Source organism: Streptomyces sp. NBC_00019 (assembly GCF_045041015.1).
GTDB lineage: Bacteria > Actinomycetota > Actinomycetes > Streptomycetales > Streptomycetaceae > Streptomyces.
Map to the genome: position 1 here is coordinate 6,353,170 of NZ_CP108302.1, position 26,797 is coordinate 6,379,966.

Here is a 26,797-nt window from a genome sequence, read left to right on the forward strand (position 1 = left end):
TGGGAACCTAGGCGGGTCGGAAGGGTTCGTCAAGAGGTCGTGCAGGGATACGATCGCCGCCATGACACCCCCGGAGCCCGCTGAATCCCGGGCGACAGCCCCAGCAACCGGCCGCTCGTCGCAGACCGCGACGCTCGCCGAGATCGCCCGCGAGGCCGGCGTCTCGGCGCCGACTGTTTCGAAGGTGCTGAACGGCCGCGCCGACGTCGCCCCTGCGACCCGAACCCGCGTGGAGGATCTGCTGCGCGCCCACGGCTACCGGCGCCGCCGGGCCGAGGCGAGCCGTTCGCCCCTGATCGACCTGGTCTTCCACGAACTGGAGAGCGCCTGGGCGATGGAGGTCATCCGGGGCGTGGAGAACGTCGCCCGGGACTCCGGGCTGAGCGTGGTGCTCAGCGAGAGCGCGGGGCGGCTCACGCCCGGGCGGACCTGGGCCGACCAGGTCGCCGCCCGGCGGCCGCACGGGGTGATCCTCGTGCTGTCCGGGCTCGACGAGTCCCAGCGTGCGCTGCTCACCAGCCGGTCGATCCCGTTCGTCGTCATGGACCCGGCCGGCGACCCCGGTGCCGACGTGCCCTCCATCGGCGCCACCAACTGGCAGGGCGGGCTCGCCGCCACCCGGCATCTCGTCGACCTCGGGCACACCCGGATCGGCGCGATCAGCGGACCCTCCCGGATGATGTGCAGCCGCGCCCGCATCGACGGCTACCGGGCCGCCCTGGAGACCGCCGGACTCCCGGTCGACCCCGCGCTCATCAAGAACGGTGACTTCCATCACGAGGCCGGCTACCGGCAGGGTCTGGAGCTGCTGCGCCGTCCGGACCGGCCGACCGCCGTCTTCGCCGGGAACGACCTCCAGGCGCTCGGGCTGTACGAGGCCGCGCGCGAGCTGGGGCTCAGGATCCCGGAGGACCTGAGCGTGGTCGGGTTCGACGATCTGCCCGTCGCGCCCTGGGTGGGGCCGCCGCTGACGACCGTACGGCAGCCGCTGACCGAGATGGCCGAGGCGGCGGCCAAGCTGGTGCTCGATCTGGCACGTGAGGAGGGGTCTCCGGCGGCCACGCGGGTGGAGCTGGCGACGAGCCTGGTGGTGCGCAGCAGCACCGCCGGGCCGCCGGTGGCCGGAAGTTGACGTATTGACGGGTGGGGCCGCCACCCCCACACTCCTCCGAAGTCAATCGGCTGCACGACCGAAACTTTCGGAGGCACCCGCAGTGAGATCCTCCAGAACTTCGCTACGTGTACGACTCGCCGCTCTGCTGGCCGGAGCGGCCACCGTCGGCACCCTGGTGACCGTCGGCGCGACCACCGCGCACGCCGCCGACACCCCGCTGCGCGACCTCGCGGCCGCCAAGGGCAAGGCCATGGGCACGGCGGTCACCGGCTCCAAGCTGACCGGGACCTACGGTGACATCGCCGGGGCTCAGTTCAACTGGCTGACCCCCGGCAACGCCATGAAGTGGGGCTCGGTCGAGCCGACCCAGGGGAACTTCAACTGGACGGAGGCGGACCAGATCGTCGCCTTCGCCGAGGCCCACGATCAGGAGGTGCGCGGTCACACCCTGGTCTGGCACAGCCAGAACCCGAGCTGGCTGACGAACGGCACCTGGACCCCGGCCCAGCTGAGCACGCTGCTGAACGACCACATCGCCACCGAGGTCGGCCGGTACAAGGGGCGGCTCGCCGCCTGGGACGTCGTCAACGAGCCCTTCAACGAGGACGGGACCTACCGCCAGACCCTCTGGTACAACGGCCTCGGCACCGGCTACATCGCCCAGGCCCTCACCGCCGCCCGCGCCGCGGACCCGGACGCCAAGCTGTACATCAACGACTACAACGTCGAGGGCGTCAACGCGAAGAGCACCGCCCTCTACAACCTGGTCAAGTCGCTGAAGGAGCAGGGCGTCCCGATCGACGGCGTCGGTCTGCAGGCCCACCTCATCCTCGGCCAGGTGCCGTCCACGCTCCAGCAGAACATCCAGCGCTTCGCCGACCTCGGCGTCGACGTGGCCATCACCGAGCTCGACATCCGGATGACGCTGCCGTCCGACAGCGCCAAGCTCACCCAGCAGGCCGCCGACTACAAGGCCGTCATGAACGCCTGCGTGGCCGTCGCCCGCTGCACCGGCGTCACCGTCTGGGGCTTCACCGACTCCGACTCCTGGATCCCGAGCACCTTCCCGGGGCAGGGCGCGGCGACGCCGTACGACGAGAACTACGCGCCGAAACCGGCGTACCACGCGATCGCGGAGGCGCTCGGCGGCACGACCACGCCACCGACGGGGGCCTGCACCGCGACCTACAGCGTGGCCAGCCAGTGGAACACCGGGTTCACGGGACAGGTGAGAATCGCCTGCTCGGGTGCCGCGCTGTCGTCCTGGAAGGTGAGCTGGACGTACGGGGCGGGCCAGCAGGTCACGCAGGCCTGGAACGCGACCTGCACCCAGTCCGGCTCGGCGGTCAGCTGCGCCAACGCCTCCTACAACGGGACCGTGTCGGACGGCGGCTCGGTGACCTTCGGCTTCAACGGGTCATGGAGCGGGAGCAACCCGGTGCCGACCGTGACGCTGGGCTGAGAAAGGTGAGATCTTCCGAAGAAAGGCGGCCCGGACGCGCTCCTCGTAATAATTCGGACTTACGTTCCTCCCCGTGAGCGGAGACGACGAAGGCAGACGAGTGGGCCGGCGGTCGCGTGTGCTGAAGGCCGCCGGCCTCACTCTCGCGGGCGTGCTGGTGCTGGGCGCCGCGACGGGTGGCTGGCTGTACTGGCACCTCAACGACAACATCAAGAGCGTCGACATCGACAACGCGCTCGGCGACGACCGTCCGGCGAAGGCGGTGACCACACCTTCGCCGTCGGCGTCCGCTTCCGCCTCACCGCTGCCCTCCGAGGCCCTGAACATCCTCGTCCTCGGCTCCGACTCGCGCAGCGGCAAGGAGAACAAGGAACTCGGCGGCGGCGACAGCGCCGGCGCCCGGTCCGACACGGCGATGGTCGTGCACATCGACGCCGGCCGCACCGAGGCGACGGTGGTCAGCATCCCGCGCGACACCCTCGTCACCCGCCCGTCGTGTCCCCTGGACGACGGGGGCTCCACGGCGGTGGCCTACAACGCGATGTTCAACAGCGCGTACTCCGTCGGCGGTCCCGTCTGCGCGATCAAGACCGTCGAGTCGATCACGGACGTCCGCATGGACCACTACATCGAGATCGACTTCTCGGGCTTCGCGAAGCTGGTGAACGCCCTCGGCGGCGTGACCGTGACGACGGACGAGGACATCGACGACTCCAGCAGCCGGCTGACGCTGAAGGCGGGCACCCACCACCTCGACGGCAAGCAGGCCCTCGCGCTCGCCCGCACCCGGCACGGCATAGGCGACGGCAGCGACCTCGGCCGGATAGGCCTCCAGCAGAAGCTGGTGAAGGCGCTCCTCGAGCAGATCTCCTCGACCGATCTGCTCACCAGCCCCACCAAGCTCTACGAGGTCGCCGACGCGATCACCGGCAGCCTCACCACCGACACCGGGCTCGACTCGCTGAGCGAGCTGATGAGCCTGGGACAGAGCCTGAAGGGGCTGTCGGCGGACCAGGTGAAGACGGTGACGATGCCGGTCGTGACGGCACCCTCGGACGCCAACCGGGTGGTGGCGCAGGAACCGGAGGCGAGCGAGCTGTGGAAGTCGCTGCGCTGAGCGGTCGGTCGTCGCGGTCGTCGCGCTGAGCGGCGTACAACTTCCCGGCCCTCCGGGGGGTCTTGTGCGGTGACGGTGTCGCCGTGACGAGAGGCTCTCCCTGTGTTCTCCCTGCGTACGTCGCTCCCTTGGGCCGTTCCGGTCGTGGCCGGTGTGCTCGCGCTCGGTGCGCTCCCGTCCGGTCTGACGGACCGCGCCGAGGCCGCCGCTCCCGCCCCCGTCCAGGACGACTTCGACGGCGACGGCTACCAGGACCTCGCCGTCGGCGCCCCGAACGCCACGGTGGGCGGGCAGGACCGGGCGGGGTACGTCGTCGTCCTGTACGGCGGCCCGCACGGGCTGACCAAGGACCGGCGGACCGTCACCAGCCGCGCCACGAGCGGGATTCCGGGCGCCCCGGCCAAGGGCGAGCGGTTCGGCGTCCAGCTGTCCAAGGGCGACCTCGACGGCGACGGGCGCACGGACCTGGTCGTCGGACACGCGTCCACGACGAAGGACGCGGTGGTCGTCTGGGGCGGGAAGAGCGGCCTGTCCGGCGGTACGTCCGTCCCCGCGGCGAGCACCCAGGCCGGGGACTTCGACGGCGACGGGCGCCCGGACCTGGCCCTGTTCAGGGGCGGCCGAGCGCAGGGCGACGACCCCTACGGCACCACCGCCACGGTGTGGACCGGCCCGCTCTCCCGCGCCGGGAAGCCGGCCGCCACGAGGGCCTTCGGCCCCGACGACCTGCGGTACCACGACGTGTGGGACGGCGCGGTCGGGGACGTGAACGGCGACGGCCGCGACGACCTCGCGCTGACCGTCTACACCGGCGACGGCGGCTTCGGCTCGGCCTTCTACCTCGCGAACGCCTCCGGGGCCGCCTTCACCTCCGCCACCGCGCCCGCCGGAACCGGCGGCGTCGCCTTCGGTGACGTCAACGGCGACGGCTACGACGACCTCGTCCGGGGCCTCCCGGAGGAGTCGAGGATCGTCGTGGGCCTCGGCTCGGCCGGCGGGGTGGGCACCGGCACGACGTACGGCCAGGACACGCCCGGAGTGCCCGGTGCGTGGGAGGACGTGGACCACTTCGGCGGCTCGGTGTCCGTCGGCGACGTCAACGGCGACGGCTTCGACGACGTGGCCGTCGGCGCGGCCGGCGAGGAACTGGGGTACGAGGACGGCGCGGGCACCGTGGACGTCCTGTACGGCAGCGGCACCGGCCTGACCGGCAAGGGCGCCCAGGGCTTCACCCAGGACACGGCAGGTGTCCCCGGCGCCGCGGAGGCGGGCGACGGCTTCGGCGGTGCCGTACGCCTGCTCGACACCAACGGCAACGGCTACGCCGACCTCGCGGCCGCCGCGCCCTACGAGAACTCCGGGGCGGGCTCGGTGTGGTCCCTGCGGGGGCGGCCGACGGGGGTCGTGACCGACGCCGCGTTCGTGTTCGGCGGGCGGACGGTGGGGGCGCCGTACGCGAAGGCGGCGTTCGGGGCGGAGCTCGGCTAGAGCGGGCCGCGTTCGGCGACGGGGGCGTGACGGCGGCCGGTGCCCTGTGCCGGACGCGCCCGGAAGTACGCCCGCGACCTGCACAGACGTATGACGCGGAAAATTCTTCGAACAAATCTCGCGAGCCTGTCGATCCGGGTGTCTCCCGTTCGACGCATGGTTGAGAGGCCGGAAAGCACCGGCCGACCGAACCGAGGAGCCACCATGCCGCGTTACCTGTCGCTCGTGCAGATCGACGAGTCCACCGCCCCCGCCGAAGGCCCCAGCGACGAGCTGATGCAGCGCATGGGGGAGCTGATCGAGGAGATGACCAAGGCCGGGGTGCTGCTGGACACCGCCGGGCTCACGCCCTCGGCGCAGGGCACCCGGGTGCACTGGAGCGGTGGTCAGGCTTCCGTCACGGACGGGCCGTTCACCGAGTCCAAGGAGGTCGTCGGGGGGTACGCGATCGTGCAGTGCAAGGACAAGGCCGAGGCCATCGAGTGGACCAAGCGGTTCCTGCAGGTGCACGAGGCGCACTGGACGGTGACCTGCGAGGTGCGGGAGATCGCGGAGGGCTGAGCGGAGGGCCGAACCGCGGGCTGAGCGGGTGTCCTTGGCCGTACGCCGGGAGGGGTGTTGCATGGAGGACTGTGAGCCCACAGTCCTCCAGCGCCCCTCGCGAGTCCCCCAGCGACCCCCGCGGCACCGTCGAGACGGTGTTCCGCATGGAGTCCCCGCGCATCATCGCCGGTGTCACCCGCATCGTCCGGGACGTCGGCATCGCCGAGGAACTCGCCCAGGACGCCCTCGTCGCGGCCCTGGAACAGTGGCCGCGCGACGGTGTCCCCGGCAACCCGGGCGCCTGGCTCATGACCGCCGCCCGGCGCCGCGCCGTCGACCTGGTCCGGCGCCGCGAGAACTACGCCCGCAAGCTCCAGGAGATCGGCCGCTCGCTGGAGACGACGCTCCCGCCGGAGGAGCCGGCCGACCCTGAGGACATCGACGACGACCTGCTCCGCCTGGTCTTCACCACCTGCCATCCGGTGCTCTCCGCCGAGGCCCGTATCGCCCTGACCCTGCGGCTGCTCGGCGGCCTCACCACGGCCGAGATCGCCCGCGCGTTCCTCGTCCCGGAGCCGACGATCGCCCAGCGCATCGTCCGGGCGAAACGCACCCTCGCGACGAAGAACGTCGCCTTCGAAGTGCCCTACGGCTCCGAGCGCGAGGCCCGCCTGGGAGACGTCCTCGACGTTATCTACCTCGTCTTCAACGAGGGTTACGCCGCCACCGCGGGCGACGACTGGCTGCGCCCGGGGCTGTGCGAGGACGCCCTGCGCCTCGCCCGCGTCCTGTCCGGGCTGATGCCGAAGGAACCGGAGGTCCACGCGCTGGCCTCGCTCCTGGAGTTCCAGGCGTCCCGCACCGCCGCCCGCACCGGCCCTTCCGGCGAGCCGGTCCTCCTGGAGGACCAGAACCGCCGCCGCTGGAACCGCATGCTCATCGCCCGCGGCATCAACGCCCTCGCCCGCGCCGACGCCACCCGCACGGGCGCCCCTGGCCCCTACGCCCTCCAGGCCGCCATCGCCGCCTGCCACGCCCACGCCTACACCTACGAGGAGACCGACTGGGCGAGCATCGCGACCCTCTACGGACTGCTCGCCGTCCGCGCCCCGTCCCCGGTCGTCGAGCTCAACCGAGCGGTCGCCGTATCGAGGGCCGAGGGCCCGGAACCGGCCCTGGAGATCCTCGACGCGCTCATCGACGAACCCGCCCTGCGCGACTACCACCTGCTCCCCAGCGTCCGCGGCGACCTGCTGGCCCGCCTCGGTCGTACGGCGGAGGCGAGGACGGAGTTCGAGCGGGCGACGAGCCTGGCGCGCAACGCACGGGAACGGGAGCTGCTGGCGGCGCGACTGAGATCACTGCCCACCCGGTAACCCATTCCGCTCCTGGTCAGTGACGGTTTACAGTGGCGCGGCTGCCGCAACCGGCGTGACGTATTCCGCGGTCCGGCAGCGCTCCGACACCCGTGGGGGGGTACATACACGTGCGATCATCCCGATCCGCCAGATTCACCGCGCGCCGCGGACTCGTAGCGCTCACCGCCGCGACGGCCCTCGCCGCCGCGCTCGCGCCCGCCGCCTCGGCCGACGTCCCCGGCTGGACGGCCACCGACGGCGCGATCGCCGTGGTCAACGACGGCATCACCCTGGTCGACACCGAGGGCGCGGGGGACACGTACGCCACCCGTGGCTCCGACGACGAGTCGCCCGCCTGGGCGCCCGACGGCAGCCGGATCGTCTTCGAACAGGCCGGCACCCTGCGCACGGTGAGCGTCGCGGGCGGCACCTCGACCAAGGTCTACGACGGCACCGAGAGCGGCCGTTCGGCGTCCCACCCGACGTACTGGGCCTCCGGCAGCCGGATCGTCTTCGCCGCCGCCAAGAAGCTCTACTCCGTCCCGTCCGGCGGCGGCGGCGCGACCGCGCTGCTGTCCAGCGGCGGCGGCTGCGACACCCACCCGAGCGCCGCCGCCGTCGACAGCGTCGTCGTCTTCCAGCGCAACGGCTCGGCCTGCGCCACGAAGACGCCGTCGATCGTGCTCTACGACGCGGCCGCCGGCACCCAGACCACGCTGGTCACCGACGCCGCCGCGCCCGCCCTGTCGCCCGACGGCACCAAGCTGGCCTTCATCCGCAGCGTCGACGGCCACAACCAGCTGTTCTCCATCAACACCGACGGCACGGGCGAGCGCCGTCTCAGCGAGGACACCGCCGACTACGACTCCCCGTCCTGGGCGCCCGCGAGCGACCGGATGGTGGTCCACTTCGACCGCGGCGTCACCGAGACCGGCGGCTGCTGCACCACGGGCAACGCCGTCCTGACGATCACCGCGGACGCGGTGACCCGGGGCGCCGTCTTCCCGTACGGGGGCCGCTCGCCCGCCTGGCAGCCGCTGCGCAAGAACGGCGTCGGGCGGGTCTGGGGCGCCGACGTCTACGGCAGCAACATCGCCGCGTCCCGCTGGACCTGGAACACCGTCGGCCAGAGCGAGGCCGGCCTGAAGAACGCCTCGGCCGCCGTGCTGGTCTCCAAGGACAGCCAGGCGTACGCGCTGACGGCCGCCGCGCTCGCTGGCAAGAAGGGCGGTCCGGTCCTGCTGACCTCGGCCACCTCGGTGACCTCGGCCGTGCAGACCGAGCTCAAGCGCATCCTCAAGCCCGGCGCGCCGGTCTACCTCCTCGGCGGCAGCTCCATCCTGAGCAACAGCGTCTCCACGAAGGTCACCGCGCTCGGCTTCCAGCCCAAGCGCCTTGCGGGCACGTCCCGTTACTCGACCTCGGTCGCCGTCGCCAAGTCGATCACCGGCGCCCCGACCGACGTCTTCCTCTCCACCGGCACCGACTACCACTCGGCGCTGGCCGCGGCCTCCGCCGCCGGCGCGCTGGGCAAGAGCGGCAAGGCCGTCGTCGTCCTCAACGAGGGCAACAGGCTGACCGCGTCCGTGAAGTCGTATCTGGGCGGCCTCGACCCGCGGGACACCCACATCATCCCGGTCGGCGGGTCGGCGAAGTACGCGCTGACGCACACGACGTTCTCCACGTGGCCGTCGACGTACTCCTACTACCCGGTGACGGGCAGCACCCACGAGGCCACCGCGGCGGCCCTCGCCAAGTTCTGGTGGGGCGGCCCCCGCAACGCGGCGCTGGCGTACGTGGACAGCTGGCGCGGCGGTGTCTCGGCCGCCGCGGCGATGAACGTCTACGGCCCCCTGCTGTGGACGAAGGCCGACGCCCTCTCCACCGACACCAAGGCGTACCTGGTCAAGGGCGCGGCGAGCCTCAACTACCTGGCCGTCTTCGGCGGCACCGGCTCGGTGTCGACGGCCGCGCTGAACTCCGCGGGCGCGGCGATCAGCGCGAGCGCCGGCCAGTGGGGCTACACGCCGTTCTACAACGGCCTGGAGCCAGTGACGAGTTCGACGTCGGCGCCGCTCGTCGCGGGCTCCGGCCTCACCGCACTGCGGACGACGGCCACCCGCTAGCCGGTCACGCGGGGGCGCCGACCAGCATCGTCGGTGCTCCCGCGACCCGGGTCAGGAACACGGTCGCCGACTTGGCCCCGTACGGCTTGGGAAGCACCTTCTTGCGCAGTTCCTCCGGCTCCACGGCCGACCCGCGCTTCTTCACGGTCAGGATGCCGACCCCGCGCTCCCGCAGCAGCGCCTTCAACTTCTTCACGCTGAAGGGGAGTTGGTCGGTGATCTCGTACGCCGTCGCATACGGGGTCGCGCGCAGGTCGTCGGAGGTGATGTAGGCGATGGTCGCGTCGACCAGCCCGCCCTCCAGGTCCTCGGCGACCTCGGCGACCAGGTGGGCGCGGATGACGGCGCCGTCGGGCTCGTACAAGTACCGTCCGACAGGCCGGACTTCGGGGTCCGCAAGACCCCGCCCGAGGAGGGTGCGCGGACCCGGCAGCAGGGTCGCCCGTACGGCCCCCGGTGCCGTACCGAACCACAGCACCGCCTCCTTGACGTCCCCGCCGTCGGAGATCCACTCGGCCTCGGCCTCGGCGGGGACGGTCTCGTGCGGGATGCCGGGGGCGATCTTCAGCGCGGCGTGGGGCGCCTTGAGTGCGGTGTCGATCGCCCAGGACAGGGGCGGCGAGTAGGCCTCGGGGTCGAAGATCCGGCCGCGCTTGGAGGAACGCCGGGCCGGGTCGACGAACACGGCGTCGTACGGGGCGGTGTCGATGTCGGTGACATCCGCCTCCCGCACCTCGATCAGGCCGGCGAGCCCCAGCGCGTCGGCGTTGGCGCGCGCCGCGGCGGCGGTGAGCGGGTCGTGGTCCACGGCGAGCACCCGGATCCCGGCCCGGGCGAGCGCGATCGCGTCGCCCCCGATCCCGCTGCACAGGTCGGCGACGGAGGTGACGCCCAGCTCCCTGAGCCGCTGTGCGCGATACGTCGCCACACTCGCCCGCGTGGACTGCTCGACCCCGTTCGGCGTGAAGAACATCCGTCCCGCGTCCTCGGCCCCGAACTTCACCGCCGCCCGCTGCCGCAGCCGGGCCTGGCCGAGCGCGGCCGACACCAGCTCCGCGGGGTGCTCGCGGCGCAGCCGGGTGGCGACGGCGAGTTCGTCGGCGGGGGCGGTGTCGCGCACCGTGTCGAGGAGGGCGCGGCCTTCGGGGGTGAGGAGGGGGGCGAGGTCGTTCACCGGGACATTGTGGGCCAGTCGGTGGACGGTCCGCCTCCGGCGGCGGTGTCGGCCCGGGAGCAGGGCGGTGACCTGCGAGGATCCGGCGCCATGGGATCAGTAGTACAAAATTACAAAAGTCGGGCCATTCCAGCTTCTCGGGCCCGTGTCGGGATCGCCGTGCTCACCGTCGCCGTCATCGCCTCGGGCTGCGGGCAGGGCGAGAGCGCCGAGGTACGTCCGGTACGTCCGGCGCCCGGTCAGCAGCCCCTGAAGGGAGCCCCGGCCCGCGCCCTGGACTCGTACGCCACGAAGCTCCGCGCCTCGGCGAGGATCGCGAAACGCTGGGGCCTGGCCGGAGTCCCGCTGGCGCCTCCCGCGCCGCCCGCGAAGAAGCCGAGGATCACGACCCGCAAGGGCTTCGAGGTGGACGGCCACGAGGAGAAGGGCCTCCCACCGGTCTTCACCACGATCCCGACCAAGGAGAAGATCGTCTTCCTCACCATCGACGACGGCGCCGAGAAGGACCCGGCGTTCCTGCGGATGATGAGCGAGCTGAAGATCCCGTACACCGCCTTCCTGAGCAACTACCTGGTCAAGGGCGACTACGGCTACTTCAAGAACATGCAGGACAGGGGGGTCGGGCTGAACAACCACACGCTCCACCACCCCTACCTGCCGGGACTGTCCTACGCCCGCCAGAAGCACGAGATCTGCGGCATGCAGGACGTCATCGAGAAGCGCTACGGCAAGCGCCCCACCCTCTTCCGCCCGCCCTTCGGCAACTACAACGAGGCCACGCTGCGCGCCGCGAAGTCCTGCGGGGTGAAGTACGCGCCGATCTGGAACGAGGAGGTCTTCGTCGACCGCTGGGACTACCGCGAGTGGGACCGGAAGATCCGCCCGGGTGACATCGTGCTGAGTCACTTCCGCGGCCGGGCGGAGTGGAAGGGCACGATGTCCGACATGATCCGGCGGTTCCTGAACAAGGTCACGGCCGAGGGGTACGCGGTGGCCCGCCTCGAGGACTACCTGTGAGTTCGCGTGGACCGGCCGCCGCGGCCCTGGCGGCGGTCATGCTGCTCGCCGCCGGCTGCGCCCGGTCCGTCGACCCCGTCGAGCGGATGGGCAAGGCGGGTTCGTACGGCGTGACGGCGACGGGGTCCGGGACGGGTCCGCCGTCCGTCGTGAGGCGGGCTCCCACCTCCGACAAGGTCGTCTTCCTGACCTACGACGACGGCGCCGAGAAGGACCCGCGCTTCGTCGAGCTGGTCCGTGAACGGCGGCTGCCCGTCAGCATGTTCCTCACCGACAGCGTCGTCGGCCCCGGGTACGGGCACTTCGCCCGTCTCCAGTCGGTGGGCGCCTCGATCCAGAACCACACCCTCGACCACACCGCCCTGCGCGGTCTGCCGTACGCCGGGCAGCGCGCCGAGATCTGCGGCCAGCAGGACAAACTCAAGTCCCGCTTCGGCATCCGCCCCCACCTCTTCCGCCCGCCCTACGGCATCTACGACACGACCACCCTGCGGGCCGCCGCGGACTGCGGCGTCGCGGCGGTCGTGCTGTGGCGGGCGTCGATGGGGGACGAGCGGCTCGCCTACCCGACGGGGGAGCGCCGCCTGCTCCCCGGCGACATCATCTCCGTGGCATCGATCGGGACGACGGGGCTGACGCTGGTGGCGCGCACGGAGCGGCTGCTGGGGGAGATCCGGAGGGCGGGGTTGAGGGTGGGGCGGCTGGAGGACTACCTGTAGGGGCACCCGTGGGGATGTCTGTGGCGGTGCCCGTGAGGGTGCCCGTGTCGGTCTCTTCGGACCGCCGCGCCGCAGTGAATTGGCACTCCGCTTGACCGAGTGCTAATCGCAGTCATAGTCTCGGGTCTGGCACTCCCCCCTGGAGAGTGCCAATAGCGACGGGCAGGTCCGGCACCCGCGACGACGGATCCACCTGGTCGCCACCTCAGACAGTTAACCCCGTGAGATCTCCGAAGGGGGAGGTCGGATCGTGACGACCACCAGCTCCAAGGTTGCCATCAAGCCGCTCGAGGACCGCATTGTGGTCCAGCCGCTCGACGCCGAGCAGACCACCGCCTCTGGCCTGGTCATTCCGGACACCGCCAAGGAGAAGCCCCAGGAGGGCGTCGTCCTGGCCGTGGGCCCGGGCCGCTTCGAGAACGGCGAGCGCCTGCCGCTCGACGTCAAGACCGGCGACATCGTGCTGTACAGCAAGTACGGCGGCACCGAGGTGAAGTACAACGGCGAGGAGTACCTCGTCCTCTCGGCTCGCGACGTGCTCGCGATCATCGAGAAGTAATTCACCCGCTTCCTCACCGAAGCACATTGCATGTGAGCTGCGCCCCTGGCCCCCGCGACCATTAATCAGCTGGGCGTCGGGGGCGCAGTTCGTTTCACCCACGTTTTCCGAGAGGGCTGAACCGCTCCCATGGCGAAGATCCTGAAGTTCGACGAGGACGCCCGTCGCGCCCTCGAGCGCGGCGTCAACAAGCTTGCCGACACGGTCAAGGTGACGATCGGCCCCAAGGGCCGCAACGTCGTCATCGACAAGAAGTTCGGCGCCCCCACCATCACCAACGACGGTGTCACGATCGCCCGCGAGGTCGAGCTCGACGACCCGTACGAGAACCTCGGCGCCCAGCTGGTGAAGGAGGTGGCGACCAAGACCAACGACATCGCGGGTGACGGTACGACCACCGCCACCGTGCTGGCCCAGGCGCTCGTCCGCGAGGGCCTGAAGAACGTCGCCGCGGGTGCCTCCCCGGCGCTGCTGAAGAAGGGCATCGACGCGGCCGTCGCCGCGGTCTCCGAGGAGCTCCTCGCGACCGCCCGCCCGATCGAGGACAAGGCGGACATCGCCGCCGTCGCCGCGCTGTCCGCCCAGGACACCCAGGTCGGCGAGCTCATCGCCGAGGCGATGGACAAGGTCGGCAAGGACGGTGTCATCACCGTCGAGGAGTCCAACACCTTCGGTCTGGAGCTGGACTTCACCGAGGGCATGGCCTTCGACAAGGGCTACCTGTCGCCGTACTTCGTGACGGACCAGGAGCGTATGGAGGCCGTCCTCGACGACCCGTACATCCTGATCAACCAGGGCAAGATCTCCTCGATCCAGGACCTGCTGCCGCTGCTGGAGAAGGTCATCCAGGGCGGTGCCTCCAAGCCGCTGCTGATCATCGCCGAGGACGTCGAGGGCGAGGCCCTGTCGACCCTGGTCGTGAACAAGATCCGCGGCACCTTCAACGCGGTCGCGGTCAAGGCCCCCGGCTTCGGCGACCGCCGCAAGGCGATGCTGCAGGACCTGGCGGTCCTCACCGGCGCCACGGTCATCTCCGAGGAGGTCGGCCTCAAGCTCGACCAGGCCGGTCTGGACGTGCTGGGCTCCGCCCGCCGCGTGACGATCACCAAGGACGACACCACGGTCGTCGACGGTGCCGGTGACTCCGCGGACGTCACGGGCCGCATCGCCCAGATCAAGGCCGAGATCGAGAACACGGACTCCGACTGGGACCGCGAGAAGCTCCAGGAGCGCCTCGCGAAGCTGGCCGGCGGCGTGTGCGTGATCAAGGTCGGCGCCGCCACCGAGGTGGAGCTGAAGGAGAAGAAGCACCGTCTGGAGGACGCCATCTCCGCGACCCGCGCCGCGGTCGAGGAGGGCATCGTCTCCGGTGGTGGCTCCGCTCTGGTCCACGCCGCCAAGGTCCTCGAGGGCGGTCTGGGCAAGACCGGCGACGAGGCCACCGGTGTCGCGGTCGTCCGCAAGGCCGTCGTCGAGCCGCTGCGCTGGATCGCCGAGAACGCCGGCCTTGAGGGTTACGTCATCACCTCCAAGGTCGCCGAGCTCGACAAGGGCCAGGGCTTCAACGCCGCCACCGGCGAGTACGGCGACCTGGTCAAGGCCGGCGTCATCGACCCGGTCAAGGTCACCCGCTCCGCCCTGGAGAACGCCGCCTCCATCGCCTCCCTCCTCCTGACGACCGAGACCCTGGTCGTCGAGAAGAAGGAAGAGGAGCCGGCCGAGGCGGGCCACGGCCACGGTCACTCCCACTGAGGCTCTGACACCTGAGGAAAGCCCCCGTTCCGCCGCGGCGGAACGGGGGCTTTCCCGTGCCTACTGCTCCAGCGCGTCCAGCGCACCCAACTGCGCCATCAGCCCGAGCCGGTCGTACTGCCACCACCCCTCGGCGATCCGCCCGTCGGGGGCGCACCGGTGAATGGTGGTCCCGGTCATGGTGACCCGCTTCCCGCTGGCCGCGATCCCGAAGAAGTCCCCGACATGGGTCCCGTTCCAGGTCCACCGGGTACAGACCCGGTCACCCTGGGCGATCTGCTCATGGATCGTGAACCCGAAGTCGAAGGCCCCCCGCCACGTCTCGACCTCCTGCCGCATGGCGTCGAGCCCGACGGCGTCCTGCTCATTGGCGGGATCGTGGTCGTGATACTCCGCGACGACCAGCTCCCCGAGCGCCGACAGCTCCCCGCTCCCGGCCAAGGTCTCGAAGAACCGTCGAGCGGTGGTCGTGTACAGCTGCTCGTCCCGCACCACGTCCAGATCGGTGAAGGTCGGCATCTCGTCACACAGAGCCACCATCTCCCGGAAGATCTTGTCGGTCTCCGGCAGCTCGGAGTTCCGCATCGCCTCCTCGTACGACGGAAACTCCACGATCTCGACGAAGTGCGACGCATCCCCCCGGTCCTTCGCGAGGGTGGTGTGCGTCGCCGTCCGTCTCCCCATGGTCTGCTCGACCCATGTGTCCATCAGCCGGTTCATCTCGTCGAAGCGGCTGGTCCTGCAGTCGATGAGCTGTACGAAGGTCATGACACCATCGCCTCCGGCCCCCCTGGGTCCGGGTGTACGGCACCATTCTCCTCCCCTTTGGCATCATGAGCGCCATGGAGGCGCGGGGGGAGCGGTCCGTCTCGGCGGGCGGCGACATCGGGGTGGCGGTGACGGGCGACCACAACGTCGTCACGCTCGGTCCCTCGGTGCGCTCGGCCTACCGGGAACAGGTGCGCCGCATCGCCCCACCCGAACTGATCGGCCGCGAAACCGAGTTGGCCGCTCTCGCGGACTTCTGCACGACCGACTCCGGCCCGGCGTACGCCTGGTGGCGGGCGGAGGCCTGGGCGGGCAAGACCGCCCTGATGTCGTGGTTCGCCCTGCACCCGCCGCCGGGCGTGCGGATCGTGCCGTTCTTCGTGACGGCACGGTTGGGGGCGCAGAACGACGCGACGGCGTACGCCGATGTCGTACTGGAACAGCTGGCGGAACTGGCGGGGGAGGGGCTGCCGGCCTATCTGACCGAGGCCACCCGCGAGGCCCACCTGCTGCGCCTGTACGGGGAAGCGGCCCGGGCCTGTGCGGAGTCCGGTGAACGCCTGGTGCTGTTGGTGGACGGTCTGGACGAGGACCGGGGTGTCACGACGGGGCCGGAGGCGCACAGCATCGCCAGTCTGCTTCCCCCGCGGCCGCAACACGGCATGCGGGTGCTGGTGACCGGGCGTCTCAACCCGCCGCCGCCCGCCGACGTGCCCGACGCCCACCCACTGCGGGAGCCCGGCGCCGTACAGCTGCTGTCCGCGTCCGCCTTCGCCCAGGTGATCCGTGCCGAGGCGGAGCGGGAGCTGAAGCACCTGCTGACGGCGGCCGGACCGGAGTACGAACTGCTGGCCCTGATCACCGCGGCAGGCGGCGGCCTCACCGCGGACGATCTGGCCGCACTGACGGGGGAGGTGCCCTTCCGTATCGGAGACATCCTGCGCACACGCGCGGGGCGGACCTTCCAACTGCGGTCCGGCGTATACCTGTTGGCCCATGAGGAACTTCAGGTCCGGGCCCGGACCATGCTGGGACCGGGCGAGTTGGGGCGCTGCCGGGAGCGGCTGCACGCCTGGGCGGACACCTGGCGGGCCAAGGGCTGGCCGGAGGAAACGCCGACCTACCTGTTCCGCGGCTACTTCCGGATGCTGCGAGCGGACGGGGACCTGATCCGCATGGTCGAGGCCGCCCTGGACGAGAGCCGCCACGACCACATGTTCGACCTGACCGGCGGCGACGGAGCGGCGCTCGACGAGATCCGTGCGGCGGAGTCCCTGAACATCGCGCGCGGCGCGGAGCGGCGACTGCTGGAGAGCCTCCAACTCGCGCTGCACCGTGAGGCCCTGGCCGGACGCAGCGGCCGGATGCCCATCGAGGCGATCATGGCATGGGCGGAACTCGGCGAAACGGGCCGGGCGGAGACGCTGGCCCAGAGCCTGACGGTTCCCTTGGAGAAGGCGAGAGCACTTGTCGCCCTGGCCCCACGGCTCCGGGACAAGGGTCTGACCGACACCGCGGTCACTCTGCTCGCCGAAGCCGAGGACATCGTGAGCCACAGCGAGCGCTCAGGCATCCGCGACAAGCAGGCACAGGAACTCGGCCTGGCCTATGTCGACCTGGGACTGTACGACCGTGCCGAAGCCGTCGGCGGGCTCGACCCGGGTGACCCCGTCGCCCGTAACAGGTGCACGCACGTCGTGCGGGCTCTCACGGTGGCGCGGGAGTTCGACCGGGTGGAGCGGCTGCTGCGGGTGATGGAGGCGTACGCGAGACCGGCCGCGGCCGGCCGGCTCACGGCGGCTCTCGAAGCGGCGGGGCAGAGAGAGCGGGCCGAGACGATCCTTGGTGAGTCCGGTCCGGTGGAGCGAGCGGTGGCACAGGCGTACGGGGCTGCCGCGCTGCGCCGCGGAGGCCGGGGGGCGGAGGCCGACGCGCTGTGTGCACGCCTCGAACAGGCCGTGTGGGCCTTCGACGTGCTCGACGACGTCCACGGCGTGGTGGAAGCACTGGCCGAGGAAGGCGAGTTGGCGTGTGCGGAAGCCGTGCTGAACCTGCTGACCAGGGACGAGCGACCGAGCGCGCGGGACGCACAGGTGCAGCGAGGGCTGGGGCTGCTCGCCAGGTGCCGTGCAGACCGTGGCGAGTTCACGCAGGCGGAGGAGGTGCTCAGGCGGATCCGGGCCTCCGACGAAAAAGACATGACGCTGGCCTACGTGGCCGGAGCGCTGGCCGAGGCCGGCGAGTTCGACCGGGCCGAAGTGTGCGCCTCGTCCTGCACCAGCTCTTCGGAGCGTGACTTCGCGGGCGCCTGGATCGTCAACGGACTCGCCATGACAGGCGAGTTCGACCGCGCGCGGGCCAGGGCCGCCGCTCTCCCCGGCGGGCTGGCCGCGGCCCTCGCCCACCAGGACATCGTGGATCGCCTTGCCGAGGCGGGCGACGCCACAGGCGCCCACGCCCTCGCGCGCGAATTGGCGGACCGGGAGGGCGGCAGCCCGCACGCGTTGGCCGGCGCCGCGCTCCGCCTCGCTCGGTCAGGGCAGGAAGCCGAGGCCAGACGCATTCTGGCCGATATCGGGGACCGGGTGCGCGGCAGTGTGCAGGTCGACGTCGTTGTCGTCGCCGAAGCGGTACAGGCGCTGATGGACGCCGGGCACCGGGACGCGGCCGACGTGGTGATGGAACGGTCCGAGCCCGTGATTGCCGAGGCGTTGCGGCTCGAACCGGAGAGCTTCTCGTACCTCGACCGACGCTTCCTGGCCGCCCTCGGCGCGCTGATCCGCGTCGGGGACAGGGAAAGGGCCCGACGGCTGCTGAGCGAGCTCCCCCTTCCGATGTTCGATGATTTCCTTCTTCCGGTGGTCGAGGCGCTGGCGAGCGCGGGAGCCGTCGACGAGGCCGAGGAACTGGTCGAGAGACAGGGCCGCCGCTCGTCCGCTCAGTACCGGGTGCTCGTCCAGGCGCAGGCGGCGGCCGGAGAGTTCGACCGGGCTCGGGAGACGGCGGACACCGTGGCGCCCGCGGACCGCGTCGAGATACTGCGGTCACTCGCGGAGACGGCCGCTTCGGCGGGCGCCGAGGCGTTCGCCGCAACCTGCCTCGCCGAGGCATCAGCCCTGGAAGGCGGCCATCACAGCGCCGCACCGAGGACACGGGAGCCCCTCGTCAGCGCACTGGTGGCTCTCAGGCGCCACGACGAGGCCACGGCGCTGGCGGACGAGGCACTCGCACAGCACGCGAACGGAGTGGACCTGGACCCGGCCGACGGCGCGGCGCTCGCCCGTATCGTCGCCTCGGTGGGCCGCCACGAGCAGGCCATGGAGATCGTCCGCCGGATCCTGGGCGATCTCCACACCCGGGAGCGTGCCTGGGCCGGCTTGGCGAAACTCCTTGCCCGGCACGGTGCGTACGCCCGGGCCGAGGCCTGTGCTCTGGCCATCACCGCATCGCAGGACGAGGCGGCACAAGCCCATGCCGCGATCGGCCGCGAGGCGGATCCGGCTCGCGCGCACATGGCCGTCGTACGGTCCCTGCATGTCGGCCGGTGGACGCGGGCACTGCCCGCGCTGCTTCGGCTGGAACCAAGAGCCGTGCCACTGGTGGTCGGGGCGTTCCGGCAGGCGCCTACTGAGGCCCGTACTTCCGCCCCGTCCTGGAAGTGATCCCCCCGAGCAACCCCCGGGGCACCACCTTCACCACCCCCATCAACGCCTTGTACCGAGGATCCGGAATCGACAGCGTCTTCCCCCGCGCAAGGTCGTTCAGCGCGGCCGCCACGAGCTTGTCGGCATCGAGCCACATCCAGCCGGGAATGTTGTCCGTGCCCATGCCCGCCCGCTCATGGAACTCGGTGCGTACGAAGCCGGGGCAGAGGGCCATCAGCCGTACCCCGCTCCCCGCCAGGTCCTTGGCCGCCCCCTGGGTGAACTGCACGACCCACGCCTTGGACGCGCCGTAGGTGCCGCGGGGGACGAAGGCCGCCACCGAGGCGACGTTGACCACGCCGCCGCGGCCCCGCTCGCGCATCCCCTCCGTCGCCGCCGACGTCAGTCGGAGCACCGCCTCGCAGTGGACCTTGAGCATCTTCAGCTCGTCGGCCATGGAGACGTCGAGGTAGCGGCCCTTGTTGCCGAAGCCGGCGTTGTTGACCAGCAGGTCGACCGGGTTCTTACGGTCGGCGAGGCGGGCGGCCACCGTCTCGATGCCGGAGTCCTCCGCGAGGTCCGCCGTGAGGACCTCCGCCTCGATTCCGTGGCGGTCGTGGAGTTCGGTGGCCTGTTCGCGCAGCCGCTTGGTGTCGCGGGCCACCAGGACGAGGTTGTGGCCGTCGGCGGCGAGGCGCCGTGCGAACGCGGCACCGATGCCCGCGGTCGATCCCGTAATCAATGCCGTTGTCATGACGCAAGGTTAATGACCAGGACCGACAGCGTCCGCTTGCCGAGGGCGTCGTCAGGCGCCGTACTTCTCCACATACTCGAGCGCCCACTTCCGCACCTCCGGATGGAGTGCCTCGCCCGCCGCCAACAGCCGGGGCTGGAGGGGCCGTTCGGTGGTCATCGCCCGGAACGCCAGGGCGACCGTCACCTCGTGGTCCGGCCGGTGCAAGATCTCGACCGGGTCCCCTGTACGGATCTCACCGGGCCGGATCACCCGCAGGTAGGCCCCGGGTGCGCCCTTCCGCGTGAACCGCTTCACCCACCGCTTCTCCTCCATATGGCCCTGGAAGGTGCCGCACGGGATGCGCGCGCTGGTGACCTCCAGCACCACCTCGGGCCCGATGCGCCAGCGTTCGCCGATCAGCGCGCCGGAGACGTCGATGCCCTGTGTCGTGAGGTTCTCGCCGAAGGCGCCGTTGGCCAGGGAACGGCCCAGCTCGCGCTCCCAGTCGTCCAGGTCCTCGCGCGCCATCGCGTACACCGCCTGGTCGTCGCCGCCGTGGTGCTGCCGCTTGCACACCGCGTCCCCGGCGAGCCCACTCCCGCCGATGCCCTTGGGGCCGGGCGCGGCCACCCGCACCGGCCCCTCGACCGGCCGCTTGTCGATACCGGTGACGCCCTCCGGGTTGTCCGTGTACGAAACGGCCTTCTCGCGGCCCAGATTCACCGACAGAAGCTTCATAGCGGCACGGTAGGACACCAGCACCCAAAGGTGCCACGCACTATTCGCCGTCGTATCAAAGCCCGGCTTATCCTCGAAGGGTGATCGAGGCCCGTCATCTACGTGTCCTGCGCGCCGTCGCCGCCACCGGCTCCTTCTCCGCCGCCGGGCGCGAACTGGGCTGCACCCAGCCCGCCGTGAGCCAGCAGATGAAGGCCCTGGAGGCGTCCGTCGGCACCCCGCTGCTCATCCGCAGCGGCCGCGAGATGCGGCTGACCCAGGCGGGGGACGCGCTCGTGCGGCACGCCGCCGGGATCCTCGCCGGACTGACGGCGGCGGAGGAGGAGGTCGCCGCCATCGCCGGACTGCGGGCCGGGCGCGTGCGGCTCGTCTCCTTTCCCAGCGGCAGCTCCACCCTCGTACCGACCGCGCTCGCGGCGCTGCGTGCCGCGCACCCGGGCACGCGTGTCTCCCTGGAGGAGGCCGAACCCCCGCAGTCCGTCGCGATGCTGAGAGAAGGCGACTGCGATGTCGCCCTCGCCTTCCGGTACGAGGGGGCCGCCCAGGAAGGCGAGTGGGACGACCTCGTCGTACGACCACTGCTGCGGGACCGTCTCGTCGCCCTCGTACCGGAGCGGCATCGGCTCGCGTCCGCCGGGTCCGTGGCCATCGGGGAGCTGGCACGGGAGCCCTGGATCGCCGGATGTCCGCGCTGCCGGGGGCAGTTGGTCGAGGTGTGCGAGGGCGCCGGGTTCACGCCCCGCATCGATTTCGCGACCGACGACTATCCGGCGGTGGTGGGGCTGGTGGGCGCCGGCCTCGGCGTGGCCGTGCTGCCGCAGCTGGCCATCGAGTCCGTACGGCCGCGAGGCGCGCGCACCGTCACGCTGGAACCGGCCGTGCGGCGGGAGATCGTCGCGCTGACCCTGCCCGATCTGGCCCAGGTGCCCGCGGTGGCGGCGACCCTGGACCAGCTCGCACACGCGGCGGGCCGGAAGTAAGGAAGGGCACGCGTACGCGTGCCCTTCCGGAAGAAACGTTCCTTCAGTTGTTCGAGACGGCGTCCCCACCGACCGACGACGCCGTCACCAGCCGGTTCCGCGCCCGCCCCATGAGCTCCTCGCGCTCGTCCTCGGTCAGCCCGCCCCAGACGCCGTACGGCTCTCTCACCGCCAACGCGTGCGCCGCGCACTGGGCGCGGACCGGGCACCTCATGCAGACCTCCTTGGCCGAGTTCTCACGAGCGCTCCGGGCCGCTCCTCGCTCGCCCTCCGGATGAAAGAAGAGCGAGCTGTCCACCCCGCGACATGCAGCCAGGAGCTGCCAGTCCCACAGGTCCGCGTTCGGTCCGGGAAGGCGGGAGAAATCTGCCATTGCGTGACCCCTTGCAGCCGTTCTGTGGCGGATACGGTGTCTTCGACCGTACATCTGCGATCTAAGGAGATGAAAATATGACTCATTGCGAATCTAGTCTCAGACACCAGTAAATGGGAAGAAATGGAGCTAAATGGGGCACTGGTTGTGATGAAACGTTGTGGGTCCGTCGTGCATGTCTGCACCGTGTCCGCACCCTCACGTAGAGTGCCGAAGATGGCACACGGCCCCGTAACTCTTTCGAGTGACCGTCGTTGAGAGTGCGGAGGCGGTTGAAACACAAAGCGCTCGGGCAAGCGTCCGAGACGGTCGACCGCACAGGTGACGATTTCGTACCAGCCTGGAGGCTCAAGGTGACGTGCATCAGCTGCGGAGGACGGCCATGACATCCGTCCTCGTCTGCGACGACTCCCCGCTTGCCCGAGAGGCGCTCCGCCGCGCGGTCGCGACCGTGCCCGGCGTAGAGCGCGTGACGACCGCGGCCAACGGCGAGGAAGTCCTCCGCCGCTGGGGCGCCGACCGTTCGGACCTGATTCTGATGGACGTACGCATGCCCGGTCTGGGCGGCGTCGAGACCGTCCGTCGGCTGCTGTCCGCCGACCCGGGTGCCCGCATCATCATGCTCACCGTCGCGGAGGACCTGGACGGGGTCGCGCTCGCGGTCGCCGCGGGCGCGCGGGGCTATCTGCACAAGGACGCGTCGCGCGCGGAGCTGCGGGCGACGGTGACGCAGGCCCTCGCCGACCCGACGTGGCGGCTCGCTCCCCGTCGGCTGCGGTCCGCCGAGATGGGGGCGGCGCCGACGCTCACCGCGCGTGAGATCCAGGTGCTCGAAGGGATGAGCCACGGTCGGTCCAACGCGGAGATCGGGCGTGAACTGTTCCTGTCCGAGGACACCGTGAAGACGCACGCGCGTCGGCTGTTCAAGAAGCTTGGTGCTTCTGACCGGGCGCATGCGGTCGCGCTCGGGTTCCGGTGGGGTCTGGTTCGCTAGGTAGTCGTATTGGCTGCGGGCCGTTCGTGGCTGGTCGCGCCCGCGGCGGTAGCCGCATGTTGATGCAGCCCCGCGCCCCTTCGGGGCGCGGAAGCCGGCGTCGGTCAAGTGGCCCTGACGGTGTCCGCTGCTTGTTTCGGCGCCGATGCCGCATCCTTGAGGTGTGGAGTCTCTCGGGGACGAGTCGGTCGAGCGGAAGGGGAGGGCGCAGGGTATGAGTTCCGGCGCACCTGCTCATAACGCTTCGGTGCACAACATCGGACGTGGTGCCGCGGATGAAACGGCCGCAAGGCACCATGGACCGATGCGCGAGGACGAGACGACGGTGATCGGTGGGCTCGTTCACCGCGCCGTCGACGGGGATGAGCAGGCGACACACGACCTGCTCGCCCATGTCCACCCACTGGCGCTGCGCTACTGCCGCACCCGTCTGTCACGGCTGCCCGGCGACGCACGTCACTTCGTGGAGGACCTGGCGCAGGAGGTCTGTGTCGCGGTTCTCCTCGCCCTGCCGCGCTACCGGGACACCGGTCGGCCCTTCGAGGCCTTCGTCTTCGCCATCGCCGCTCACAAGGTCGCCGACCTGCAGCGCGCGGCGATGCGTGGCCCCGGCTCGACGGCGGTGCCGTCCGACGAGATGCCCGAGCGGCCGGACGACTCCCTCGGCCCTGAGGAGCGGGCGCTGCTCAGCAGTGACGCCGAATGGGCCAAGAAGCTGCTGGCCAATCTCCCCGAGAACCAGCGCGAGCTGTTGCTGCTGCGGATCGCCGTGGGGCTGACGGCGGAGGAGACGGGGCAGATGTTGGGAATGTCACCCGGAGCGGTGCGGGTGGCTCAGCACCGGGCGTTGAGCCGGCTGCGAGCCCTTGCCGAGCAGTAGTCCCCCGAGGTTGTTCCCTGCGGTTGCCCCTTGTGTTTGTTCCTTCGGTGAACAGGCCCTACCTCAGTTCCGTACGAACATACGAAGCCGGTAGCCGGACGGAACCGTGGAATTCGGGACCCTTCCTTCCCGTTAGCATGGACATCCGCACCGATCAAGGCCATTGGGGAAGGTGTCATGACTGCAAACGTCGACGGAGTGCCTGACAAATTCGCGACACTCGGGCTGACCTACGACGACGTGCTGCTGCTGCCGGGCTCGTCGGACATGGCGCCCGACGAGATCGACACCGCCTCGTACGTCTCCAGGAACGTGCGGGTGAACATCCCGCTGCTGTCCGCCGCCATGGACAAGGTCACCGAGTCGCGCATGGCGATCGCGATGGCCCGTCAGGGCGGCGTCGGTGTTCTGCACCGCAATCTCTCCATCGAGGACCAGGCCAACCAGGTCGACCTGGTGAAGCGCTCCGAGTCCGGCATGGTGGCCGACCCGATCACCGTGCACCCGGACGCCACGCTCGCCGAGGCCGACGCGCTGTGCGCCAAGTTCCGCATCAGCGGCGTCCCGGTCACCGACCCCAACAAGAAGCTCCTCGGCATCGTCACCAACCGCGACATGGCCTTCGAGAGCGACCGCTCCCGTCGGGTCCGCGAGGTCATGACGCCGATGCCGCTGGTCACCGGCAAGGTCGGCATCTCCGGCGTCGAGGCCATGGAGCTGCTGCGCAAGCACAAGATCGAGAAGCTTCCGCTGGTCGACGACGCGGGCGTCCTCAAGGGCCTCATCACCGTCAAGGACTTCGTCAAGGCGGAGAAGTACCCGAACGCCGCGAAGGACGCCGAGGGCCGGCTGCTCGTCGGTGCCGCGGTCGGTGTCGCCGGTGACTCCTTCGAGCGCGCCCAGGCCCTGATCGAGCGGGGCGTCGACTTCATCGTCGTCGACACCGCGCACGGCCACTCCCGGCTCGTCGGCGACATGGTCGCCAAGATCAAGTCGAACTCCGCGGGCGTCGACGTCATCGGCGGCAACATCGCCACCCGTGACGGCGCCCAGGCGCTCATCGACGCCGGCGTGGACGGCATCAAGGTCGGCGTCGGTCCCGGCTCCATCTGTACGACCCGTGTCGTCGCCGGCATCGGCGTCCCGCAGGTCACCGCGATCTACGAGGCCGCGCTGGCCGCCAAGGAGGCCGGTATCCCGGTCATCGGCGACGGTGGCCTCCAGTACTCCGGCGACATCGCCAAGGCCCTGGTCGCGGGCGCCGACACCGTGATGCTGGGCTCGCTGCTCGCGGGCTGCGAGGAGTCCCCGGGCGAGCTGCTGTTCATCAACGGCAAGCAGTTCAAGTCGTACCGCGGCATGGGTTCGCTCGGCGCCATGCAGACGCGCGGCGAGCGCAAGTCGTTCTCCAAGGACCGCTACTTCCAGGAGGGCGTCGCCTCCGACGAGCAGCTGGTCCCCGAGGGCATCGAGGGCCAGGTGCCCTACCGCGGCCCGCTGCACTCGGTCGTCCACCAGCTGGTCGGCGGACTGCGCCAGTCGATGTTCTACGTCGGTGGCCGCACGGTGCCGGATCTGCAGGCCAACGGCCGTTTCGTACGGATCACGTCGGCGGGTCTGAAGGAGTCGCACCCGCACGACATCCAGATGACGGTCGAGGCACCGAACTACAGCCGCAAGTAGTCGGCCAGCAGTCGCCAGGCTTCCCGAGGGCGGCCCCGGGACCTCCGGGGCCGCCCTCGGCGTGGTCGTCGGGGATACTGGAAGGCGCTGCAACGCATCAGGGAAAGGCCACACACGTGACTGAGATCGAGATCGGGCGCGGCAAGCGCGGCCGCCGGGCGTACGCCTTCGACGACATCGCCGTCGTCCCGAGCCGTCGTACGCGCGACCCGAAGGAGGTCTCGATCGCCTGGCAGATCGACGCCTACCGCTTCGAGCTGCCGTTCCTGGCCGCCCCCATGGACTCGGTCGTCTCCCCGGCCACCGCGATCCGCATCGGCGAGCTCGGCGGCCTCGGCGTGCTGAACCTCGAGGGCCTGTGGACGCGGTACGAGGACCCGCAGCCGCTGCTCGACGAGATCGTCGGCGTGGACTCGGAGACGGCGACCCGGCGCCTCCAGGAGATCTACTCCGCCCCCATCAAGGAGGAGCTGATCGGCGCGCGCATCAAGGAGGTGCGCGACTCGGGCGTGGTCACCGCGGCCGCGCTCTCCCCGCAGCGCACGGCGCAGTTCTCCAAGGCCGTCGTCGACGCGGGCGTGGACATCTTCGTCATTCGCGGTACGACGGTGTCGGCCGAGCATGTGTCGGGTTCGCACGAGCCGCTGAACCTGAAGCAGTTCATCTACGAGCTCGACGTCCCGGTGATCGTGGGCGGCTGCGCCACCTACACCGCCGCCCTGCACCTGATGCGCACCGGCGCCGCGGGCGTCCTGGTCGGCTTCGGCGGCGGCGCGGCGCACACCACGCGCAATGTGCTGGGCATCCAGGTCCCGATGGCGACCGCGGTCGCGGACGTGGCCGCGGCTCGCCGTGACTACATGGACGAGTCCGGCGGCCGGTACGTGCACGTCATCGCCGACGGCGGCGTGGGCTGGTCCGGCGACATTCCCAAGGCCATCGCCTGTGGCGCGGACGCCGTCATGATGGGCTCCCCGCTCGCCCGCGCCACGGACGCGCCCGGCAGGGGCCACCACTGGGGCATGGAGGCCGTCAACGAGGAGCTTCCCCGCGGCAAGAAGGTCGACCTCGGCACGGTCGGCACGGTCGAGGAGGTCCTGACCGGCCCGTCCCACACCCCCGACGGCTCGATGAACCTCTTCGGCGCCCTGAAGCGGGCCATGGCCACCACCGGCTACAGCGAGCTGAAGGAGTTCCAGCGCGTCGAGGTGACGGTCGCGGACTCGCAGCACAAGCGGTAGGTCGTACGACATCGAAGGGCCCGTCCACCGGGGAGGTGGGCGGGCCCTTCGATGTGCCGTCGCGGCTTCAGAGCCAGGCTTCCAGGAAGGCGGCCATCAGCAGGACGAGGCCGCCGGCGAAGATACGGGCGCCTTGTATGCGGAATCGGCGGGCCGTCCACACCGTGTCGAGCGGGCTGAAGTCGCCCGTGGCGGCGGCTCTCAGCTCGGTGCTGATCCTGGCGCCCTCCGCCCAGACATCGGCCGCCCCGCGCACGTTGAACGCCAAGCGGCCGCCCCATCCGGTGGCCGCGAGACCGACCAGCAGGAGAACCACGGGTACGGGCACCAC

23 protein-coding genes are annotated in these 26,797 nt (G+C 70.7%); 17 read left to right on the top strand and 6 right to left on the bottom strand.

Annotation, left to right across the window (positions count from 1 at the left end; translation table 11 throughout):
- Positions 1–61: 61 nt before the first annotated feature.
- From OHU89_RS30175 to OHU89_RS30205, 7 genes are all read left to right on the top strand, one after another.
- Positions 62–1,132 (top strand): LacI family DNA-binding transcriptional regulator, encoded by a 1,071-nt coding sequence (locus OHU89_RS30175; protein ID WP_266888926.1) that lies wholly within the window; start codon positions 62–64, stop codon positions 1,130–1,132.
- Between the two features lie 82 nt (positions 1,133–1,214).
- Positions 1,215–2,576, top strand: a complete 1,362-nt coding sequence (locus OHU89_RS30180) for an endo-1,4-beta-xylanase (RefSeq protein ID WP_405647438.1) — start codon at positions 1,215–1,217, stop codon at positions 2,574–2,576.
- A gap of 73 nt (positions 2,577–2,649) precedes the next feature.
- On the top strand, positions 2,650–3,693 hold the full coding sequence (locus OHU89_RS30185) for an LCP family protein (protein WP_405647440.1): 1,044 nt from the start codon (positions 2,650–2,652) through the stop codon (positions 3,691–3,693).
- Positions 3,694–3,795: 102 nt separating this feature from the next.
- Positions 3,796–5,181: an FG-GAP-like repeat-containing protein gene (locus OHU89_RS30190; RefSeq protein WP_405647443.1), complete on the top strand. Its 1,386-nt coding sequence runs from the start codon at positions 3,796–3,798 to the stop codon at positions 5,179–5,181.
- 204 nt (positions 5,182–5,385) lie between these two features.
- Positions 5,386–5,742 carry a YciI family protein gene (locus OHU89_RS30195; protein WP_266888922.1) on the top strand — a complete coding sequence of 119 codons (357 nt, stop codon included), beginning with the start codon at positions 5,386–5,388 and terminating at the stop codon, positions 5,740–5,742.
- A gap of 146 nt (positions 5,743–5,888) precedes the next feature.
- Positions 5,889–7,100 carry an RNA polymerase sigma factor gene (locus OHU89_RS30200; RefSeq protein ID WP_405654707.1) on the top strand — a complete coding sequence of 404 codons (1,212 nt, stop codon included), beginning with the start codon at positions 5,889–5,891 and terminating at the stop codon, positions 7,098–7,100.
- Positions 7,101–7,210: 110 nt separating this feature from the next.
- Positions 7,211–9,208: a cell wall-binding repeat-containing protein gene (locus tag OHU89_RS30205; RefSeq protein WP_405647446.1), complete on the top strand. Its 1,998-nt coding sequence runs from the start codon at positions 7,211–7,213 to the stop codon at positions 9,206–9,208.
- A 4-nt stretch (positions 9,209–9,212) separates the two neighbouring features.
- Here the strand turns inward: OHU89_RS30205 and OHU89_RS30210 are convergent, their stop codons facing one another.
- Positions 9,213–10,382 carry a THUMP-like domain-containing protein gene (locus OHU89_RS30210; protein WP_405647449.1) on the bottom strand — a complete coding sequence of 390 codons (1,170 nt, stop codon included), beginning with the start codon at positions 10,380–10,382 and terminating at the stop codon, positions 9,213–9,215.
- A gap of 90 nt (positions 10,383–10,472) precedes the next feature.
- On the opposite strand from OHU89_RS30210, the gene OHU89_RS30215 reads away from it, so the two are divergent.
- The 4 genes from OHU89_RS30215 to groL all read left to right on the top strand — a co-directional run bounded on the left by OHU89_RS30215 (position 10,473) and on the right by groL (position 14,429).
- Complete coding sequence (locus tag OHU89_RS30215) at positions 10,473–11,399, top strand: polysaccharide deacetylase family protein (protein ID WP_405647452.1); 927 nt, start codon at positions 10,473–10,475, stop codon at positions 11,397–11,399.
- A complete protein-coding gene (locus OHU89_RS30220) occupies positions 11,396–12,118 on the top strand; it encodes a polysaccharide deacetylase family protein (protein ID WP_405647455.1) in 723 nt (240 codons plus the stop codon). Before OHU89_RS30215 ends, OHU89_RS30220 begins: the two co-directional genes overlap by 4 nt.
- 250 nt (positions 12,119–12,368) lie before the next feature.
- On the top strand, positions 12,369–12,677 hold the full coding sequence (gene groES / locus OHU89_RS30225) for a co-chaperone GroES (protein WP_003998759.1): 309 nt from the start codon (positions 12,369–12,371) through the stop codon (positions 12,675–12,677).
- Between the two features lie 129 nt (positions 12,678–12,806).
- Positions 12,807–14,429, top strand: coding sequence for a chaperonin GroEL (gene groL / locus OHU89_RS30230; protein ID WP_405647458.1), 1,623 nt, complete (start codon positions 12,807–12,809; stop codon positions 14,427–14,429).
- Positions 14,430–14,489: 60 nt separating this feature from the next.
- Here the strand turns inward: groL and OHU89_RS30235 are convergent, their stop codons facing one another.
- A complete protein-coding gene (locus tag OHU89_RS30235; RefSeq protein WP_405647461.1) occupies positions 14,490–15,197 on the bottom strand; it encodes an ester cyclase in 708 nt (235 codons plus the stop codon).
- A gap of 65 nt (positions 15,198–15,262) precedes the next feature.
- Here OHU89_RS30235 and OHU89_RS30240 point away from each other — a divergent pair, with 65 nt between their 5' ends.
- Positions 15,263–18,859: a hypothetical protein gene (locus tag OHU89_RS30240; RefSeq protein WP_405647464.1), complete on the top strand. Its 3,597-nt coding sequence runs from the start codon at positions 15,263–15,265 to the stop codon at positions 18,857–18,859.
- On the opposite strand, the gene OHU89_RS30245 is transcribed toward OHU89_RS30240, so the two are convergent.
- Entirely contained in the window at positions 18,822–19,595 is a 774-nt protein-coding gene (locus OHU89_RS30245) for an SDR family NAD(P)-dependent oxidoreductase (protein ID WP_405647467.1), read from the bottom strand. The genes OHU89_RS30240 and OHU89_RS30245 overlap by 38 nt on opposite strands.
- A gap of 51 nt (positions 19,596–19,646) precedes the next feature.
- Positions 19,647–20,315 (bottom strand): MOSC domain-containing protein, encoded by a 669-nt coding sequence (locus OHU89_RS30250; protein ID WP_405647470.1) that lies wholly within the window; start codon positions 20,313–20,315, stop codon positions 19,647–19,649.
- 80 nt (positions 20,316–20,395) lie between these two features.
- Between OHU89_RS30250 and OHU89_RS30255 the strand changes: the two genes are divergently transcribed.
- Entirely contained in the window at positions 20,396–21,295 is a 900-nt protein-coding gene (locus OHU89_RS30255; RefSeq protein WP_405647473.1) for a LysR family transcriptional regulator, read from the top strand.
- Positions 21,296–21,338: 43 nt separating this feature from the next.
- Here OHU89_RS30255 and OHU89_RS30260 read toward each other — a convergent pair whose 3' ends face one another.
- On the bottom strand, positions 21,339–21,668 hold the full coding sequence (locus OHU89_RS30260) for a WhiB family transcriptional regulator (RefSeq protein ID WP_405647476.1): 330 nt from the start codon (positions 21,666–21,668) through the stop codon (positions 21,339–21,341).
- A gap of 382 nt (positions 21,669–22,050) precedes the next feature.
- Between OHU89_RS30260 and OHU89_RS30265 the strand changes: the two genes are divergently transcribed.
- The 4 genes from OHU89_RS30265 to OHU89_RS30280 all read left to right on the top strand — a co-directional run bounded on the left by OHU89_RS30265 (position 22,051) and on the right by OHU89_RS30280 (position 26,466).
- Positions 22,051–22,662, top strand: coding sequence for a response regulator transcription factor (locus tag OHU89_RS30265; RefSeq protein ID WP_003948568.1), 612 nt, complete (start codon positions 22,051–22,053; stop codon positions 22,660–22,662).
- Positions 22,663–22,966: 304 nt separating this feature from the next.
- Positions 22,967–23,542: a sigma-70 family RNA polymerase sigma factor gene (locus OHU89_RS30270; protein ID WP_059192858.1), complete on the top strand. Its 576-nt coding sequence runs from the start codon at positions 22,967–22,969 to the stop codon at positions 23,540–23,542.
- A 177-nt stretch (positions 23,543–23,719) separates the two neighbouring features.
- Positions 23,720–25,225: an IMP dehydrogenase gene (gene guaB / locus OHU89_RS30275; RefSeq protein ID WP_405647480.1), complete on the top strand. Its 1,506-nt coding sequence runs from the start codon at positions 23,720–23,722 to the stop codon at positions 25,223–25,225.
- Between the two features lie 116 nt (positions 25,226–25,341).
- Entirely contained in the window at positions 25,342–26,466 is a 1,125-nt protein-coding gene (locus tag OHU89_RS30280) for a GuaB3 family IMP dehydrogenase-related protein (RefSeq protein ID WP_405647482.1), read from the top strand.
- A 67-nt stretch (positions 26,467–26,533) separates the two neighbouring features.
- Here OHU89_RS30280 and OHU89_RS30285 read toward each other — a convergent pair whose 3' ends face one another.
- Entirely contained in the window at positions 26,534–26,794 is a 261-nt protein-coding gene (locus OHU89_RS30285) for a hypothetical protein (RefSeq protein WP_405647485.1), read from the bottom strand.
- Positions 26,795–26,797: the final 3 nt, after the last annotated feature.